Annotated in this window: 11 protein-coding genes; 4 read left to right on the top strand and 7 right to left on the bottom strand. The window is 66.9% G+C overall.

Going from position 1 to position 14,935, the window contains the following annotated elements:
- Genes ACLIMP_RS19660 through ACLIMP_RS19645 form a run of 4 tightly spaced genes read right to left on the bottom strand, consistent with a single transcriptional unit; the run spans nucleotide 1 to nucleotide 3,993 of the window.
- Entirely contained in the window at nucleotides 1–792 is a 792-nt protein-coding gene (locus ACLIMP_RS19660; protein WP_443478853.1) for a cyclase family protein, read from the bottom strand.
- A complete protein-coding gene (locus ACLIMP_RS19655) occupies nucleotides 789–1,946 on the bottom strand; it encodes an alpha/beta hydrolase family protein (protein ID WP_443478852.1) in 1,158 nt (385 codons plus the stop codon). The genes ACLIMP_RS19660 and ACLIMP_RS19655 overlap by 4 nt, the downstream gene beginning before the upstream one ends.
- 3 nt (nucleotides 1,947–1,949) lie before the next feature.
- On the bottom strand, nucleotides 1,950–2,852 hold the full coding sequence (locus ACLIMP_RS19650; protein ID WP_054441898.1) for a VOC family protein: 903 nt from the start codon (nucleotides 2,850–2,852) through the stop codon (nucleotides 1,950–1,952).
- 25 nt (nucleotides 2,853–2,877) lie between these two features.
- Nucleotides 2,878–3,993 carry an FAD-dependent oxidoreductase gene (locus tag ACLIMP_RS19645; protein ID WP_054441980.1) on the bottom strand — a complete coding sequence of 372 codons (1,116 nt, stop codon included), beginning with the start codon at nucleotides 3,991–3,993 and terminating at the stop codon, nucleotides 2,878–2,880.
- Between the two features lie 157 nt (nucleotides 3,994–4,150).
- Between ACLIMP_RS19645 and ACLIMP_RS19640 the strand changes: the two genes are divergently transcribed.
- Nucleotides 4,151–5,050 (top strand): LysR family transcriptional regulator, encoded by a 900-nt coding sequence (locus ACLIMP_RS19640; RefSeq protein WP_054441897.1) that lies wholly within the window; start codon nucleotides 4,151–4,153, stop codon nucleotides 5,048–5,050.
- A gap of 9 nt (nucleotides 5,051–5,059) precedes the next feature.
- Here the strand turns inward: ACLIMP_RS19640 and ACLIMP_RS19635 are convergent, their stop codons facing one another.
- From ACLIMP_RS19635 to ACLIMP_RS19625, 3 genes are all read right to left on the bottom strand, one after another.
- Complete coding sequence (locus ACLIMP_RS19635) at nucleotides 5,060–8,029, bottom strand: sensor histidine kinase (protein WP_443478851.1); 2,970 nt, start codon at nucleotides 8,027–8,029, stop codon at nucleotides 5,060–5,062.
- On the bottom strand, nucleotides 8,026–8,763 hold the full coding sequence (locus ACLIMP_RS19630; RefSeq protein WP_054441896.1) for a GntR family transcriptional regulator: 738 nt from the start codon (nucleotides 8,761–8,763) through the stop codon (nucleotides 8,026–8,028). The genes ACLIMP_RS19635 and ACLIMP_RS19630 overlap by 4 nt, the downstream gene beginning before the upstream one ends.
- A 78-nt stretch (nucleotides 8,764–8,841) precedes the next feature.
- Nucleotides 8,842–10,152: an MFS transporter gene (locus ACLIMP_RS19625; RefSeq protein WP_443478850.1), complete on the bottom strand. Its 1,311-nt coding sequence runs from the start codon at nucleotides 10,150–10,152 to the stop codon at nucleotides 8,842–8,844.
- 107 nt (nucleotides 10,153–10,259) lie between these two features.
- Here ACLIMP_RS19625 and ACLIMP_RS19620 point away from each other — a divergent pair, with 107 nt between their 5' ends.
- Genes ACLIMP_RS19620 through ACLIMP_RS19610 form a run of 3 tightly spaced genes read left to right on the top strand, consistent with a single transcriptional unit; the run spans nucleotide 10,260 to nucleotide 14,901 of the window.
- Nucleotides 10,260–11,981, top strand: coding sequence for an alpha/beta fold hydrolase (locus ACLIMP_RS19620; protein WP_443478849.1), 1,722 nt, complete (start codon nucleotides 10,260–10,262; stop codon nucleotides 11,979–11,981).
- A complete protein-coding gene (locus ACLIMP_RS19615; protein ID WP_443478848.1) occupies nucleotides 11,978–13,327 on the top strand; it encodes an MFS transporter in 1,350 nt (449 codons plus the stop codon). Before ACLIMP_RS19620 ends, ACLIMP_RS19615 begins: the two co-directional genes overlap by 4 nt.
- A complete protein-coding gene (locus tag ACLIMP_RS19610; RefSeq protein ID WP_443478847.1) occupies nucleotides 13,324–14,901 on the top strand; it encodes an FAD-binding oxidoreductase in 1,578 nt (525 codons plus the stop codon). Before ACLIMP_RS19615 ends, ACLIMP_RS19610 begins: the two co-directional genes overlap by 4 nt.
- Nucleotides 14,902–14,935: the final 34 nt, after the last annotated feature.

Raw genomic sequence — 14,935 nt, 5'->3', positions numbered from 1 at the left:
TCAATCCTCGAAGATCGCGACGGCGCGGGTCCAGCCCGCCGAGGCACCCTTGATCTTGTGCGGGAAGCACGAGACGGTGAAGCCATGGCCGGGCAGCACTTCGAGGTTGTGCAGCTTTTCGAGGTGGCAATACCCGATATCGCGGCCTGCCTTGTGGCCTTCCCATATCAGGGACAGATCGCCGGTTTCCTTGACCTTTTCAGCGGTGTAGCTGAACGGCGCATCCCATGACCAGGCATCGGTGCCCGTCACCCGTACCCCCCGCTCGGTGAGGTACATGGTCGCCTCGTAGCCCATGCCGCAACCGCGGTTGACATAGTTCGGCTCGCCCAGCGCCTTGCCGGCGGCGGTGTTGACGAGGACGATATCGAGCGGCTTCAACGTATGGCCGATGCGGGCCAGTTCGTCCTCGACATCCCTGGCCGTAACCACATAGCCATCCGGGAAGTGCCGGAAATCGAGCTTAACGCCGGACTGGAAGCACCATTCCAGCGGCACTTCGTCGATGGTGAGAGAACGCTCGGGCTCTCCGTCCTTGCCGTTCATGGTCGGATGGAAATGATAAGGCGCGTCAAGATGCGTGCCGCTGTGCGTGGTCAGCCTGACCCATTCCGCAGCAGCGAAACCGGCGCCATCCGGCGTATCCTCGGCAGTCACGCCGGGGAAGAACATGTTCAGTTCACCCACCGTTTCGGCATGGGTCTGGTAGGTGATCTCCGGCTTCAGGAACGGCGGATCACTGACGACATCGTTGCAGAGCGAGATCGAGAGATCGACGAAACGGCGAGTCATGCGGTCTTTCCTCCCAGCGTCTCGGCGAACCAGTCTGAAATCAGATCGCGGCCATAAGCCATGTTGTCCGCTCCGACGTGCTCGACGCCGCCTTCGCGGGGCGTGAAGATCACCTTCTCGCGGCGCGGCGAATTGACCAGCTGGTCGTAGAGATCGCTGGCGTAGTTCACGCTGATCTGGCGATCCTGCGCGCCGTGAGTGACGAGGAAGGGCACCTTGATGCGGTCCATGTGGCCGTTGAGGTTCATCGCATCGGACTTCGCCAGGAAATCGTCCTGATCCTCGGCGCCGAAGGCCCAGTGGACATGCGCCCAGTAGTGCGGCACCGGGTTCTCGCCCTCGCGTGCCATGCGCTTGTCCTGCACTTCGCGCCAGTTGTGGTTTGCCCCCCAGACCGCGCCGGATGCAAAACGCGGTTCGTAAGCGACCGCGCGCGGCGCGAAGTGGCCGCCAAGAGAGATGCCGGTCATGCCGATGCGCGCCGGATCGACGTCCGGCTGCTGCTCCAGCCAGTCCACCGCCTTGCTCGCCCAGCTTTCCGAATTGGGATCGACCGGCAGGTTCTGAAGGCGCAGCGCCTCGCCCGATCCTGGCTGGTCGACGCAGAGCGTGGAGATGCCCCGCCGCGCCAGTTCCTGCGGCAGGCGGGTCCAGTAGAGCAGTTCCTTGCAGCTATCGAGACCGTTGCAGAACACCACCACCGGTTGGCGTCCCTCTCCGGGTGCCCGCGTGAACAGCGCAGGCATCGTGCCGGTTTCCAGCGGGATTTCCACGCGCTCGCGGTTGATCTGGCCCAGCGCGGTCGAACGGTCGAACGCTTCGCGCGCCCTTGCGTAAGTTTCCTGACGGCCGGGATGGCCGTGGCCCTGCATGCGTTCCGCGGTGATGAGGTAGAGCGAGGCGCGCTCCAGCTTGTTCGAGGCGGAGAACTTGCGCCCCGCAGCCTCGTCCTCGGCGGCAAGTTCGAGCAGCTTGTCGCCCATCGCCGCCCATGCCTTCATGAACTGCGGCGTGCCGGCATCGGCGCCGCTGGCCGCCGCGTCGCGGATCGGCTGGCACATGTCGATGATCTCGCCAAGCTGCGCGCCCGATTCCATCGCGATCGAAACCGAGAGGTTCCAGATGTAGTTCGGAAAGTATTCGAACAGAGCCATGGTTCAGGCCTCCGCCGGCTGGAACAGGCGCGCATCGGGTGCGGGATGCGGCATCGTCTGCGGGCCCCCGACACCGATGCCCCACTGGTCCATGATCTGCGGGCCCGGAATATGGACCTTGTGCTGATGCGTTTCGAAATCGACCTCTTCCAGCTCGGACGTATACTCGACCGCGAAGCCGCCGGGCGTCGTGAAGTAGCTGAAGGTATTGTTGCCCGCCGTATGGCGGCCCGGCCCCCAGCGCAGGTCCGTGCCGCGCTGCTTGAGGCGATGGACGCCGCGCATCATGTCGTCGACCGAGAGCATATCGTAGGCGACATGGTTGAGACAGGGCGGACCGGGCAGGATGGCGACGCGGTGGTGCGCCCCGTTGCAGCGCAGGAAGCACATGAAGTCGCCCAGCCAGTCGCTGATCTTGAAGCCGAGCACATCGGTGAAGAAGGCCACCAGCGCCTGATGATCAGGCGAGTGCATGACGATGTGGCTGATCTTCACCGGCACGCCTTCCCAACGCTCCATCGCCCGCTTGCCGAGCTTCTCCACGTCCGCCGAAATCTCGAAGGGGAGGCCGTCGGGCGAGAAGAAGCGGAAGGCATAGCCGCCGCCGGGGGCATCGAGTTCGCGCGGGGCGAAGATCACCTTGCAGCCTGCCGCCACGACCTTCTCGTGCAGACCATCCACATCCCCCCGCGTATCGGCGGCAAACGCGATCACCTCGACATGGTCGGCATCCGACTTGTGGAGGCGCACGACATGGTGCTCGTCATGCCCGTGGGTCTTGAACCAGGCGAAATCGTCCTGCGCGGCGACCTCCACGAGGCCCCAGTCCTGGGTATAGAAGGCGCGCTCGGCGTCGAAATCCTGAACGCCATATCCGACATAGCGGATTTCGGTCACTCGGCTCATGGCTGCAATTCCTTGAATGAAATGGTCAAATGGGTTGGCTGACAACCGCGAACATCTCAGCGGTGGCCTTGTGGTTATCGACCGGGGGGCCCTTGCCGATCTGGCCGTGGCAGATCGCCAGCGAAGCCTCGACGATGTAGCGGCAGCGCTCGTAACGACGGGCGCGATAGGCCGCGAATGCCTCCTCGGGAGCGGTGTGCGCCGAGAGTTCCTCGGCCAGAACCAGCGCATCCTCGATCGCCATGCCGGCGCCCTGCCCCAGATGCGGCGTGGTGGCGTGAATGGCATCGCCCAGCAGCACCACCCGTCCTGCATGCCAGGGGCCGTGAACCATCATGCCTTCGAGCGGGCGGTAGACCACGCCCTCGTCATCGGTGATATGTTCGGCCAGTTCGCGGATTGCCGGTGCGGCCCCGGACAACCTGGCGCGCATCGCCGCGGCCAGGCCATCCACCGGATAGCGGGGATTGTCCGGCTCCGGCGTGGTCGCATAGATGTACATCGTGTCGGCCGACATCGGCACGAGGCCGACGCCGGTAGGTCCGTTGTAGACGTGAAGCGCATCGAGCCCTTCAGCGCGCGGAAAGTTGTAGCGCCAGACCGACTGACCGGTGAATTCCGGGCTTTCCGCCTGAGGCAGGACCATGCGGCGGGTCTGCGAATAGACGCCGTCAGCGCCGACCACCACATCATAGCGCCCGTCGGAGCCATCGGAGAAGCGCACGAAAACGCCCGTTTCATCCTGATCCAGCAGTTCGACAGTCACGCCGAGGCGGATCTCGGCGCCGAGGGCCCGGGCGCTGTCGCCAAGCACCTTCTGCAGGGCACGGCGGCCGATACCGACGTTGGAGGGCCTGCCCTCCACCAGTCTCGGGGTGGGAATACGGGCCACGCGGGTCCCGTCGGGAAGGTAGATCTCCACGGCATCGAACCCGCAGGCCGCATCCAGAAAGGCTTCGAGCACGCCGAGCTGGTCCATCGCGCGGACCACGTTCGATTGCTGGATGATGCCGACGCCATAGACCGACCACTCCGGATCGCGCTCGATCACGGTGACGCGATGCCCCTTGCGAAGGAGCGCAATCGCGGCGGAAAGGCCGCCGATGCCACCGCCGATCACGAGAATATCGAGTTTTTCCATATACCTGCTTTCAGGAACGCCATCCGCATCCGCCACGATGCGCCGCCATTCTTCTCCCATGCCCATCGCGAGCCCGTTGCCGGAGGGATTGCAGGACCGCTTGCCACAGATCAAATTTTTTGTTTTTGTCCATTATCAACGATAGAATCGATACCTGATGCGCCTGGACAAGTTCGACCTCAACCTGTTGATCGCCTTTGAACTGCTGCTGGAGGAACAGAACGTCACCAGAGCGGCACAGAGACTGAACCTGACGCAATCCGCGATGAGCGCCGCGCTGGGTCGGCTTCGGCTGGCGCTGAACGATGAACTGCTGGTGCCGCACGGGCGCCGGATGGTGGCCACGCCCCATGCGCTGGCGCTGGCGCCGATGGTATCGGAAGCGGTGCGCAATCTTCGCGTGCTGATCTCGGGCGCGACCGCCTTCGATCCCGCCACGTCCGATCGCCGCTTCGAGATCGCGGCTTCGGACTATATCTCGACGGTGCTCCTCAGCCCGCTGCTGCCCCAGCTCAAGCACGAGGCGCCCGGTGTGGAGATCAACGTCGTCCTGCCCAATCGGGAATCGAGCGCGCTTCTGGAAGACGGCAAGCTCGATTTCCAGCTCACGCCCGAACAATACCTCAGCCCCGACCACCCCAGCGAACTCCTGTTCGAGGAACGGCACGTCGTTGTCGGATGGTCGGGCAATCCGGTGTTCCGGCAGGAAATGACAGAGGAAGCGTTCCTGTCCTGCGGTCAGGTCGCGGTGCGGATCACCGGCGTTCCCTCCTTTGCCGAACGCCACCTGCTAGCATCGGAAGACCGCCGCCGGATCGAGGTGACGGCGCCCTCGTTCTCTTTGGTGCCATGGTTGCTGCCCGGCACGAACCTGCTGGCCCTGATGCACGAACGCCTCGCCCAGGTCTTCGCGCCGCTGCTGCCGCTGGAAATCCGTCCGGCGCCGATGGCCATGCCGGCGATGCGTGAGATGATCCAGTACCATGCCGCCCGCACCACCGATGCAGGGATGATCTGGTTCAAGGACAAGCTGATGACGGCAGCGCGCTCCCGGTGAACACCGGCCTCATACCAGGCGCGAAGGCACTGCCGTAAAGACCTCGGTGCCGTGCGGCTGTCGGGCGCGGAATTCCAGCGTGCCGCCCAGCCGGACGGCGCGTTCGCGCATTCCTACCAGCCCATAGTGACCTTCGCGGCGCCCCGCTTCCCGGATCGCATCGGGCAGGCCGATACCGTCATCCGCGATGGAGAGGGTGAGCTTGTCCGCCCCATACCGGATACGGATTTCGACCGATGAAGCCTCCGCATGGCGAATGGCATTGGCCAGCGCCTCGCCGACGATGCGGGCCAGTTCGTCCGCCACCGAGGCGCGGATCGGCCGGACACTGCCTTCCTCCACGATCGTCCAGCGCAGGGCCGAAGGTACGATGCGGGCCGCGAGCGGAGCCAGCAGGGGCGCCAGCGGCACCGGCTCGCGGTCCTCCCGCAGAGAACGGACGCGGTCGCGCCCTTCGAGCAGCACGTCGTCCGCCCGCTCCAGCGTATCCTCCAGCGCGCTGCGGGCCTTGTCTCCTTTGGGGAGCAGTTCGACGATGGACTGGAACCGCAGCATCAGGCCCTGGAAACCCTGCAGCAGGGTATCGTGAAGTTCCCGCGCGATCCGCTCCCGTTCGGAAAGGCGGGCCTCCAGACGGCTGCTGGCCTGCGCCGCCACGGTTCGCAGGCGCCAGCGATAGAATGCCCAGACCACCGCGCCGATCGCCAGACACGCGAGAGCGAGGAACCAGCCCGTCTGGTAGAAGGCCGGAGCGATGGTGAAGGCGATTTTCGCGCCCTGCCGGTTCCATACCCCGTCGTTGTTCGAGGCGATGACGCGGAACTCGTAATTCCCCGGACCAAGGTTCGTGTAAAGCGCCTGGCGCTGGTGCCCGGCATCGACCCAGTTGCCGTCAGCGCCGCGCAGGACATAGCGATATCGGTTGGCACCGGAATCGGTAAGGCTGAGCGCGGCGAATTCGATCTCTACGCGGTCCGTGCCGACCGGCAGTGCGATCACGCTATCGGACGGAGCATGCAGGGTCTTGCCCGCAATCAGCGAGCGGATCATCACCGGCGGCACGACGTCGTTGCGCGTCAGCCTTTCCGTATCGATCCAGGCCAGCCCCTGGTTGGACGCCAGCCAGAGCCGCCCGCCGCCATCTGCCGCCAGGTCATTGGTGCCGAACACATTGGATCTTGCCCGGAACCCTTCCTCATGGCCGAAGCGGTCGAACGGCAGGGCGGCGCCGGGCCTCTGGAAGGCGTGGTCCAGCCCCTTGGCCGGAATGCGTGCGATCCCCGTCGCCCCGATGGTCCAGACCGCACCGTCCCCGGTTCGGCCAATGCCGGTCACGCCGGCCAGCACGGGATAGTCCCGCTCGGAAAGGCTCTCGAGACGCGTGCCCCGCAGCCGCGCGATGCCCTTCTGCCCGCCGAACAGCAAGCTACCCCCGCTCCCGACGACGAGGTTGACCGAACCGATGCGGTTTGCGCCTGCCGGCCAGAGGCTGGTCGCCGAGCCGCCCGCGATGCGCTGAAATCCGGCCTTGCTGCGACCGACGAGCAATGTGCCCGGCCCATCGGGGCGCAGGGTCAGCACGGTGCCGTTCCGGTCTCCTGCCGGACCGGAGGCAGGTTCCAGCCGAGTGCCTGAAAGCCGATAGACCCGGTCCATGCCGGTCCAGAACGTTCCCGTATCGTCCACGGTGCAGGATACCGAAAGCGGACCGGCTATCGCTTTGGACTGCGCGACGGTTCCGTCGCCCCGCAATGTCAGCAGGTAATTCCCGTCAAGGCCGATGGCCAGCAGGCGCCGGGTATCGCCGCACAGGACGCCGAGGGACGCCTTGCGGAAGATCAGTTCCGGCTCCTCGCGGTCCCGCCCGGCCCGGTAGACACCGGAAAGCCCGGCATAGAACACATGCCCCGAGCGCGGATCGGCCACGAACCCCGTCACCACCGCTTCGTGATTGCGCGGCCGGGCGACATTGCTGGCGGAAAACCGATCGAGACCGGATTCGGTGCCGACCCAGACATTGCCCTCGCGGTCTTCCAGAACCGACAGGGCAAGCGATGCGGTCAGCCCGTCCCGGTCGGGAAGCCGATCGAACACGGGCCTCCCCGCCGCCGTGGAGGGAACGACCCGGGCGAGACCATCATCCTGACCGGCGATCCACAGGGCATCGCCGCGATCGAAGGCGATCTGCCGGCGAACGTAGGGGGTATTGACGGGCGACAGCGGGGCGACCGGCCCGCCGCCCGACAGGTTGCGAAGCCCGCCCTCGTCGGCCAGCCAGATACGGTGACGGGAATCCTCGGCAAGCGCGGCGAACGAACCGGCGCGGGCCCCCAGCGGCTCGAAGCGCGAGGCCCCCGGAGCAAGGCGGAGCACGCGCGATGGCTGGGCGACATAGAAGCTGCCGTCCGATGCGCTCAGCATCGAGCCCATCGCCGCCTCGGCAAAGCCCTGCGCCGGTCCGAAATAGGTCCATCGTCCGTTCAGGTAGCGCGACAGGTTCATCACGCCCTTGCGGTCAACCGCGATCCAGACGGCGCCGTCGCGGCCCTGCCGGATGCTGTCCACCCCGCCCGAAGGCGGCCGCGGGTTCGCCCCTCGCAGCACGCCGCGATGAGGACCGCTGCCGCGCAGCACCGCGATGCCGCCGAAATCATAGCCGACCCAGATGTCCCCGTTGCGGGCCGCCAGCAGCGCCGTGACCTGTATCGACCGGCCGGGATCGTCGTCCACCGGATTGACCCGTTCGAAGCGAATGCCGTCGAAGCGGTAAAGTCCCGTGGAAGTACCAAGCCAAAGGAACCCGTCGCGCCCCTGGGCCATCGCGCGGATATTGCCCGGAGCGCCGTCTCCCAGCGACCAGCGCGTATGCCGGAACTGATCGAGCCTGCGGGCCGGATCGAGCGCGGCGCCGGGCCCGGCAAGGCCCAGCAGCGGCAAGGTCCAGAGCAGCGCCGCGAAACGGCGAGCCAGTGGCCTCATTCCGCGCCGGGGTTCTGAAGATCCATGCGGATATTGAACCTGTCCGAACGATAATGCGCGTAAGTGCGCAGGAACGGCCGGTCCTGCCGATCATAGACGGTGCGGGTGATGCGCAGGATCGCGGACATCGGCTCCACCTGAAGCCGTTCCACGCAAAGCACGTCGGCCAGCATGGCGCCGATGGTCTGTTCCGCCCGCGCGGCGTGGTGGCCCGCCTCGTCCAGCAGCTTGAGGATCGGGGCGCGCACCAGCGACGCCTCGTTGACCACCGCGCCCAGTTCGCCCGGAACGTAGCTGACGACATAGCCGATCGGCACCCCGTCAAGACAGCGCACGCGCACCGCGCGGACCACCTCGGCCCCTACGCCCAGCCCCAGCGCGCTTGCCACGGTGGCGGTCGCCTCGCGCCTTTCGACCGAGATCACGTTGACCGTGGTGCCCTGCCCCAGCGCCAGCAGCGAATCCACCGCCTGGTCGATGTTGGCCTCCAGCGGCTTGGCCGGGGATTTGAACACCACGCGCGTGCCAAGGCGGCGCTTGCGCTCGACATAGTTCTGCTCGGCCAGATCGTTCAGCACGCGGCGCGCGGTAATACGCGAGACGCCGTAGATTTCGGAGACTTCCGCCTCCGTGGGCATGGCGCTGCCAAAGGGACGCTGGCCGCTCAGGATCTCGTCGCGCAACATGAGGTAGATCTGGTGATAGAGCGGCACTGCCGCATCGCGATCGAGCACGTCATTCCCCCGGGAGGTGTCGGGCCAAGGACGCCCGCCTTGGTCCGACCCTGCTCTTCGGAGCCCGCCCCCGCTTAGTCAAGTCGCCGCCGCCACGCGCCAGACCGGATAGCGGCCCATCAGCAGCAGCGAGAACCCTCCCGCCACCAGGCAGCCGACCCCCGCCATGAGCGCCGGATCGTAGCGCCCCATCGTGTCGAAGGCCCACCCGTAGACCACCGGGCCAAGGCCTCCGCCCAGCGCGATCACGGTATAGAAACAGCCGTAGATCGTGCCGTAGTTCCGCCGCCCGAAGTAGCGCGCGATGAGATAGGCCAGCAGGTCGAACTCGAAGCCCGCCCCAAGGCCCAGCGCGATCACTGAAAGCACGGCATGGGTGGTGTCGAGTTGCGGCTGCGCCATCATGAAGCTGCCGGTGGCGGGCATGGCGAGGATCACCAGCGCGCAGCCGGGCGCCCAGAACCGGTCGAGGAGCCAGCCGCCGATCACCCGACCGGCGATCACCGAAAGCCCGAATCCGGCCGTGATCGCGCCAATCTCCGCCAGCGCAAAGTGCCGGGTGCGCAGGATATTCTCAAGATTGGGCGTAGGCGCGGTAAGCGCGAAGGCGATCAGCAGGAAGGCGAAGGTCATGATCCAGAAGCGCCTGTCACGCAGCGCCTCGCGCAGGGTCAGCCCGCTTTCCATGACCGGCGATGCTTCCTCGCCCGAACCGCGCCGCTCGCCCCTTTCGCGAAACAGCAGGGAAACCACCGGGAAGCCGATCACGATCGGCAGCGCCCCGATCGCCACGAACGCCCAGCGCCAGCCGAAGTCACCGATCAGCCAGGCAGCCAAGGGCTTCACGAGGAAACCGGTGATGCCCGTGCCGGTGCTGGCCACGCCGATGGCGAGCCCGCGGTGACGGTCGAACCAGCCGTTGACCGCGTGCATCCACGTCGCCGTCAGGGTTCCGGCGCCGACCACCGACATGAGCACCCATTGGCTGTAATAGATCCAGAGCGTGCCGTCGCTGAGCGAGAGGCTCATGAAAGTCAGGCCGAACAGCAGCAGCGAGACTTGCGCCACCCGCCGCGCGCCGAAACGGTCCACGGCAAAGCCCGCCATCGGCCCGGTCGCCATGACCACCAGCGACTGCACGGTAATCGCGCCCATGAGCGCGGCGAAGCTCCAGCCGAAAGCCTTCTGCAACTCCGGCGCGAACATGCCCGCCGTATAGAACGGCAAGGGGCTCAGCCCCATCGCCAGTCCCACCATCGCCGCGAAGACCACGACCCAACCCGCGCCGCTGTCTCGCGCCGGAAGGCTGCGATCGGACGTCGCTTCGGGAGATGAAGGCCGTATCTCCGCAGAAGACGGTGCTGCTGTCACCATCGAATTCGAACGCATTTTTCACCTGTCGGAGATTGGGCCGCCCCGCTCTGGACGGACACTGGACAAGGCCGCGATCCTGACACAGTAATAGTCATATTGATATACCATAAAGGACGGGCCGCATGACCACCGCCAGCACCATCAGGCGCCGCTACGTGACTGCCCCGATTGCCGGCAAAGCGATCGGCAAGGGAGCGGAAGCAGGCCGGCTGGTTCACTACCGGGTCTGCGGCGAAGGGCCGGCGGTGGTCATGCTTCACGATTCCCCGCGATCCTCCCGCCTGCACACCATCACGATGAAAATGCTCGCCAGCCGGTTTCGCGTCTTCGCCCTCGACACGCCCGGTTACGGCAATTCGCAGCCGCTCGGCCTGATCGATCCGGCGATCCCCGATTTCGCCGAGGCTCTGCGCGAAGCGCTTGCGGCGCTGGGGCTGGAGGAAGCCCCGCTTTACGCCACGCACACCAGCGCCAAGATCGCGCTGGCCCTCGCCGCGCGGGGCGGCAAGATGCCGCTGCTGGTGCTGGACGGCCTCTCGATCCCCGACGCCCCCGCCCCCGAAACCTTCATCAACGCCTATATGCGGCCCTTCCGCCCGGATGCCGACGGGGCCTACCTCGCGGCGGAATGGGTTCATGCCCGCGACATGCTGCGCTGGTTCCCCTGGTTCTCGCGCAAGGCCGAGAGCCGCATGGCGATGGATGCCCCCGCGCCGGAATGGCTGGAAGACTACGGTATCGACCTGTTCAGCGCCGGACCGCACTATTCCGACGCCTATGCCGCCGCGATGCGCTGGAACCCGCTGGAAGACCTGCGCACCGTGCAAGTGCCGACCCGGGTGGCCGCCCGCAGCGACGACGTGCTCTACGGGTTTCTCGGCAAGGTACCCGTCGATCAGAACGACAGGCTGACGGTCGAAAGGCTCGGCAGCGATCGCGACGAATGGCTGGACTGGCTGGCGGAAACGCTTGCGGGAGCGGGAGCGGGAGCGGGAGCGGCATCGCCACCCCCGCCTGAAGCCGCACCGGATGCGCAGGCCGGCTATGTGGACCTTCCGAAAGGTCAACTTCACTGGCGCCGGAACCTGTCGGGCAGCGGCCGAACGGTGCTCGCACTTTCCGCGCCGACCACCCTGGAAGCGCAGGCATGGGCACAGGCCCTCGCCGGTTCGCGCCCGACACTCGTGCCCGACCCGCCCGGATTTGGCGATTCCGATCCGTTGGCCAAACCGGATGCCGACCTTCTGGCCAATAGCCTGGCCCAAGTCATCGAGCATCTGGCTCTCGGCAAAGTGGACGTGCTCGCCATCGGCCTTGCCGCGCCGCTGGGCGCCAGGCTGGCGGCGCAGCGTCCCGATCTGGTGGAAACGCTCGTGATCCACGGCGCCCCCCACATGGACATCGACGCTGCCTTCAACGCCGCCTGCTGCCCGGTCATCCCCTTCGATGCCCATGCCGGAACCCATCTCCACCGCATCTGGCATATGCTGCGGGACAGTCAGGTGCAGTGGCCATGGTTCGACGGCACGCAAGGCGCAGCGCGCAAGTCCGCGGCGCTGCCCGAACCGGCGCAGATGCACGCCGCGCTGACCGGCGTGCTCAAGCAACTCCCGCGTTATGGCGACTGCGTGGCCGCCGCCCTGACTGCCGCCTCTGCAGAGAAGTGGCGGGAAGTCACAGTGCCGACCTTCGTGACCCTTGGCGACGATCCGGCCCAGCGCGGGGCGGAGGAAATCGCAGGCTTTCTGCGCGATGGGCAAACCTCCGCCCTGCCCGCCTCGCCGCAGGAAGGCGCGGCCATCCTGACCGCCATGCTCGGCGCCGCCGTCCCGGCCGCTTCGTGAGCGCCGGCATCGAGAGCGCAGCGCCGCTCGCCGCCGCGTTCCCGCGCCGGTCCTATGCCTGGTACGTCCTCGCGCTCCTGACGCTGGCCTATGCGCTGGCTATCCTTGACCGGGTTTCGATCGCGCTGCTGATCGAACCGCTGCAAAAGTCGCTGGCGATTGACGATACCCAGTTCGGCCTTCTGCAAGGCATGGCGTTCAGCGTCGTCTACAGCGTCCTGGGGCTACCGCTGGGGATGCTGAGCGATCGCTGGCGGCGCGTGCCGCTGCTGCTGGGCGGGCTTACGCTCTGGAGCCTGGCAACGATCGGCTGTTCGCTCGCCACCACCTTTCACGAACTCTTCGCCGCGCGAATGATGGTGGGCGTGGGCGAAGCGGCGCTGGTGCCGGTCGCGACATCGCTGATCGCCGACTACTTCGCACCGGACGTGCGGCCCAAGGCCTATGGCCTGTTCGTGACCGGCAGTTCGCTCGGCACGGCCGGAGCCATGGCGCTGGGCGGCCTGTTCCTCGACTGGGCCGACGGGCTGATTGCGGGCCTGCCCGCCGTATTCGGCGGCATGCAGACCTGGCAGGTGGTCTTCGTGCTTTGCGGAGCGCCGGGCATCGTCCTTGCCCTGCTGCTCTGGCTCACGGCGCGGGAACCGGCCCGGCAGGGCGGCGCAAGGGCGACCGAACCGATCAGCCTGCGCCCGATCCTTCGCCTGTTCGCCCGCCGTCCTGGCGCATTCGCGCTGTTCATGCTGGGATCGGTCCTGAACCTCGTCTGCGTCTACGCCATCGTCGGCTGGTTCCCGGCGCTGTTCATCCGCGTGCATGGCTGGGGCGCCGCCGAAACCGGGAAGATTCTCGGTCTCTACGGCTTTCCCGTCTCGATCTTCGCGGCAGTGAACAGCGGCTGGGTCATCGCCTGGCTGGCCCGGCGCGGGCATGCCGACGCACCGATCCTTTGCGCGATGGGCTGCGCCGCCTCGATGGCGGTATTCGGCACGCTTGCCTGCCTTGCGCCAAGCGGCAGCCTTGCGCTGGCGGGATATCTGCTGAACGCCCTGTTCCTCAACTGGAACACCTCGGCCGTCTATTCCGGCTTCGCGCAGATAACCCCCAATGCCCTGCGTGCGCAGGTCATGGCGCTCCAGACGATCGCTTCGGGCCTGATCGCGCTCACGGCGGGCAATTTCATCGTCGGCTTCCTGTCGGACACGGTGTTCACCGGCAGGAGCGGCATCGCCTGGTCGCTGGGAAGCGTATTCTTCGGCTGCGGCCTTGGCGCCTGCTTCTTCCTCATGGCAGCGCGGCGCAGCTTCCGCGCCGCCGCCGCCGAACTTGCGGGAGAAACGGCATGACCGGCCTCGCCCCGCTGCTGGACCGACTGGCCGAGACGCTCGGCCCGGACGGCATCCTCGCCGATCCCGACAGCCTGCGCCTCCATGGCTCGGACCTGCTGGAAGAAGGCGCGGACTGCGCCTTTGTCGTCCGCCCCGCTACGGTGGAGGCGCTTGCGGAAGCGGTCGGGCTGATCGGACGGGCCGGGATCGCCATGGCCCCGCGCGGCGGCGGCCTTACTTATGTTCGCGGCTATACGCCCGCCGACCGCCGCTTCGCCGCCATCGACCTGTCCCGCCTCGACCGCGTGATCGCGGTGAGCGAGGAGGACATGACCATCACCGTGGAGGCCGGCGCGACGTGGAAGCAGATCCACGATGCGCTTGCTCCGCTCGGCCTGCGATTGCCGTTTTTCGGGACCTTTTCCGGCAGCCGGGCCACGGTGGGCGGCGGCCTGTCGAACGGCGCGCTGTTCCTCGGCACCGCGCGTCACGTCTCGGCGGCGGAAGCGGTCGTTGGCATGGAAGTGGTACTGGCGGACGGTTCGATCCTCCATACCGGACAAAGGGCCGTCGCCCGCGCCCCGCGCCCGTTCCTGCGCACCTTCGGCCCCGATACCACCGGCCTTTTCGTTCATGACGCAGGCGCGCTGGGTATCAAGGCCCGCGTGACCTTGCGCCTGATCCGCGCGCCGGGACACTTCGGCTATCTCTCCTTCGGTTTCGAGCGACAGGCCGACGGCATCGCCGCGCTTTGCGAAGTCGCCCGCGCCGACCTTGCCGAAGATGCCTACCTGATGGACGCCGACAAGACCCGCAGCGCTCTCTCCGGCCCGACCGATCTCCTCCGCGACGCCCGGATGCTGGCCAAGGTCGCCGGGCAGGAACGCGGGCTCCTGAAGGGATTGAGGGCCGGTGCGAAACTCGCCCTGGCGGGGCGCTCGTTCATCGCGGCGGGATGCCATTCGCTCCACCTCGTCCTCGCCGGCCGCAGCGAGGCGGCCATCGCGGCGGACAGGCAGGCGGCGCGGGCAATCGCCGGCCGTTTCGGCGGCCGCGAACTGCCGGACTCCATTCCGCGCGCGGGCCGCGCCGACCTGTTCCCGCCGGTCAGGGACATGATCCTCGGCCCCCTGGCAGACCGCTGGATCGCCCTTAACGCCAAAGTCCCGCACAGCGAGGCGCAGCGCCTCACCGCGGCGGTGGAAGCGCTGCTGGCCCGCCGCCAGTCCGCACTGGACGCCGCCGGCGTGACCGTCTCGCGCCTCATAACCGTGATGGGCACCCATGCCTTCAGTTACGAGCCGGTCCTGAACTGGCGCGATGCCTGGTTGCCGCTGCACCGCGACGTGCTGGGCCCGGCGACCCGTCTGGACGAGCCGCCCGCCGCGCCGGATGCGCGCGCGCTGGTCATGGAAGTTCGCGAGGAACTGATCGCCCTGTTCGCGCAACTGGGCGCAGCGTCGAACCAGATCGGGCGTACTTATCCCTATGCCTCGGTCCTGCGCCCGCAAGCGCGCGCACTGCTCGAAGCGCTCAAGCGCGCGGTCGATCCCGAAGGGCTGATGAACCCCGGCGCGCTCGAACTGGGCTGAGCCGGGGTTCAATCCGGCTCAGATGTATGCTTTT

This window comes from Novosphingobium aeonii, from assembly GCF_052279045.1.
Classification (GTDB): Bacteria; Pseudomonadota; Alphaproteobacteria; order Sphingomonadales; family Sphingomonadaceae; genus Novosphingobium.
Note: the sequence above shows the minus strand (reverse complement) of the source record. Positions and strands in the feature narration are given on the sequence as shown.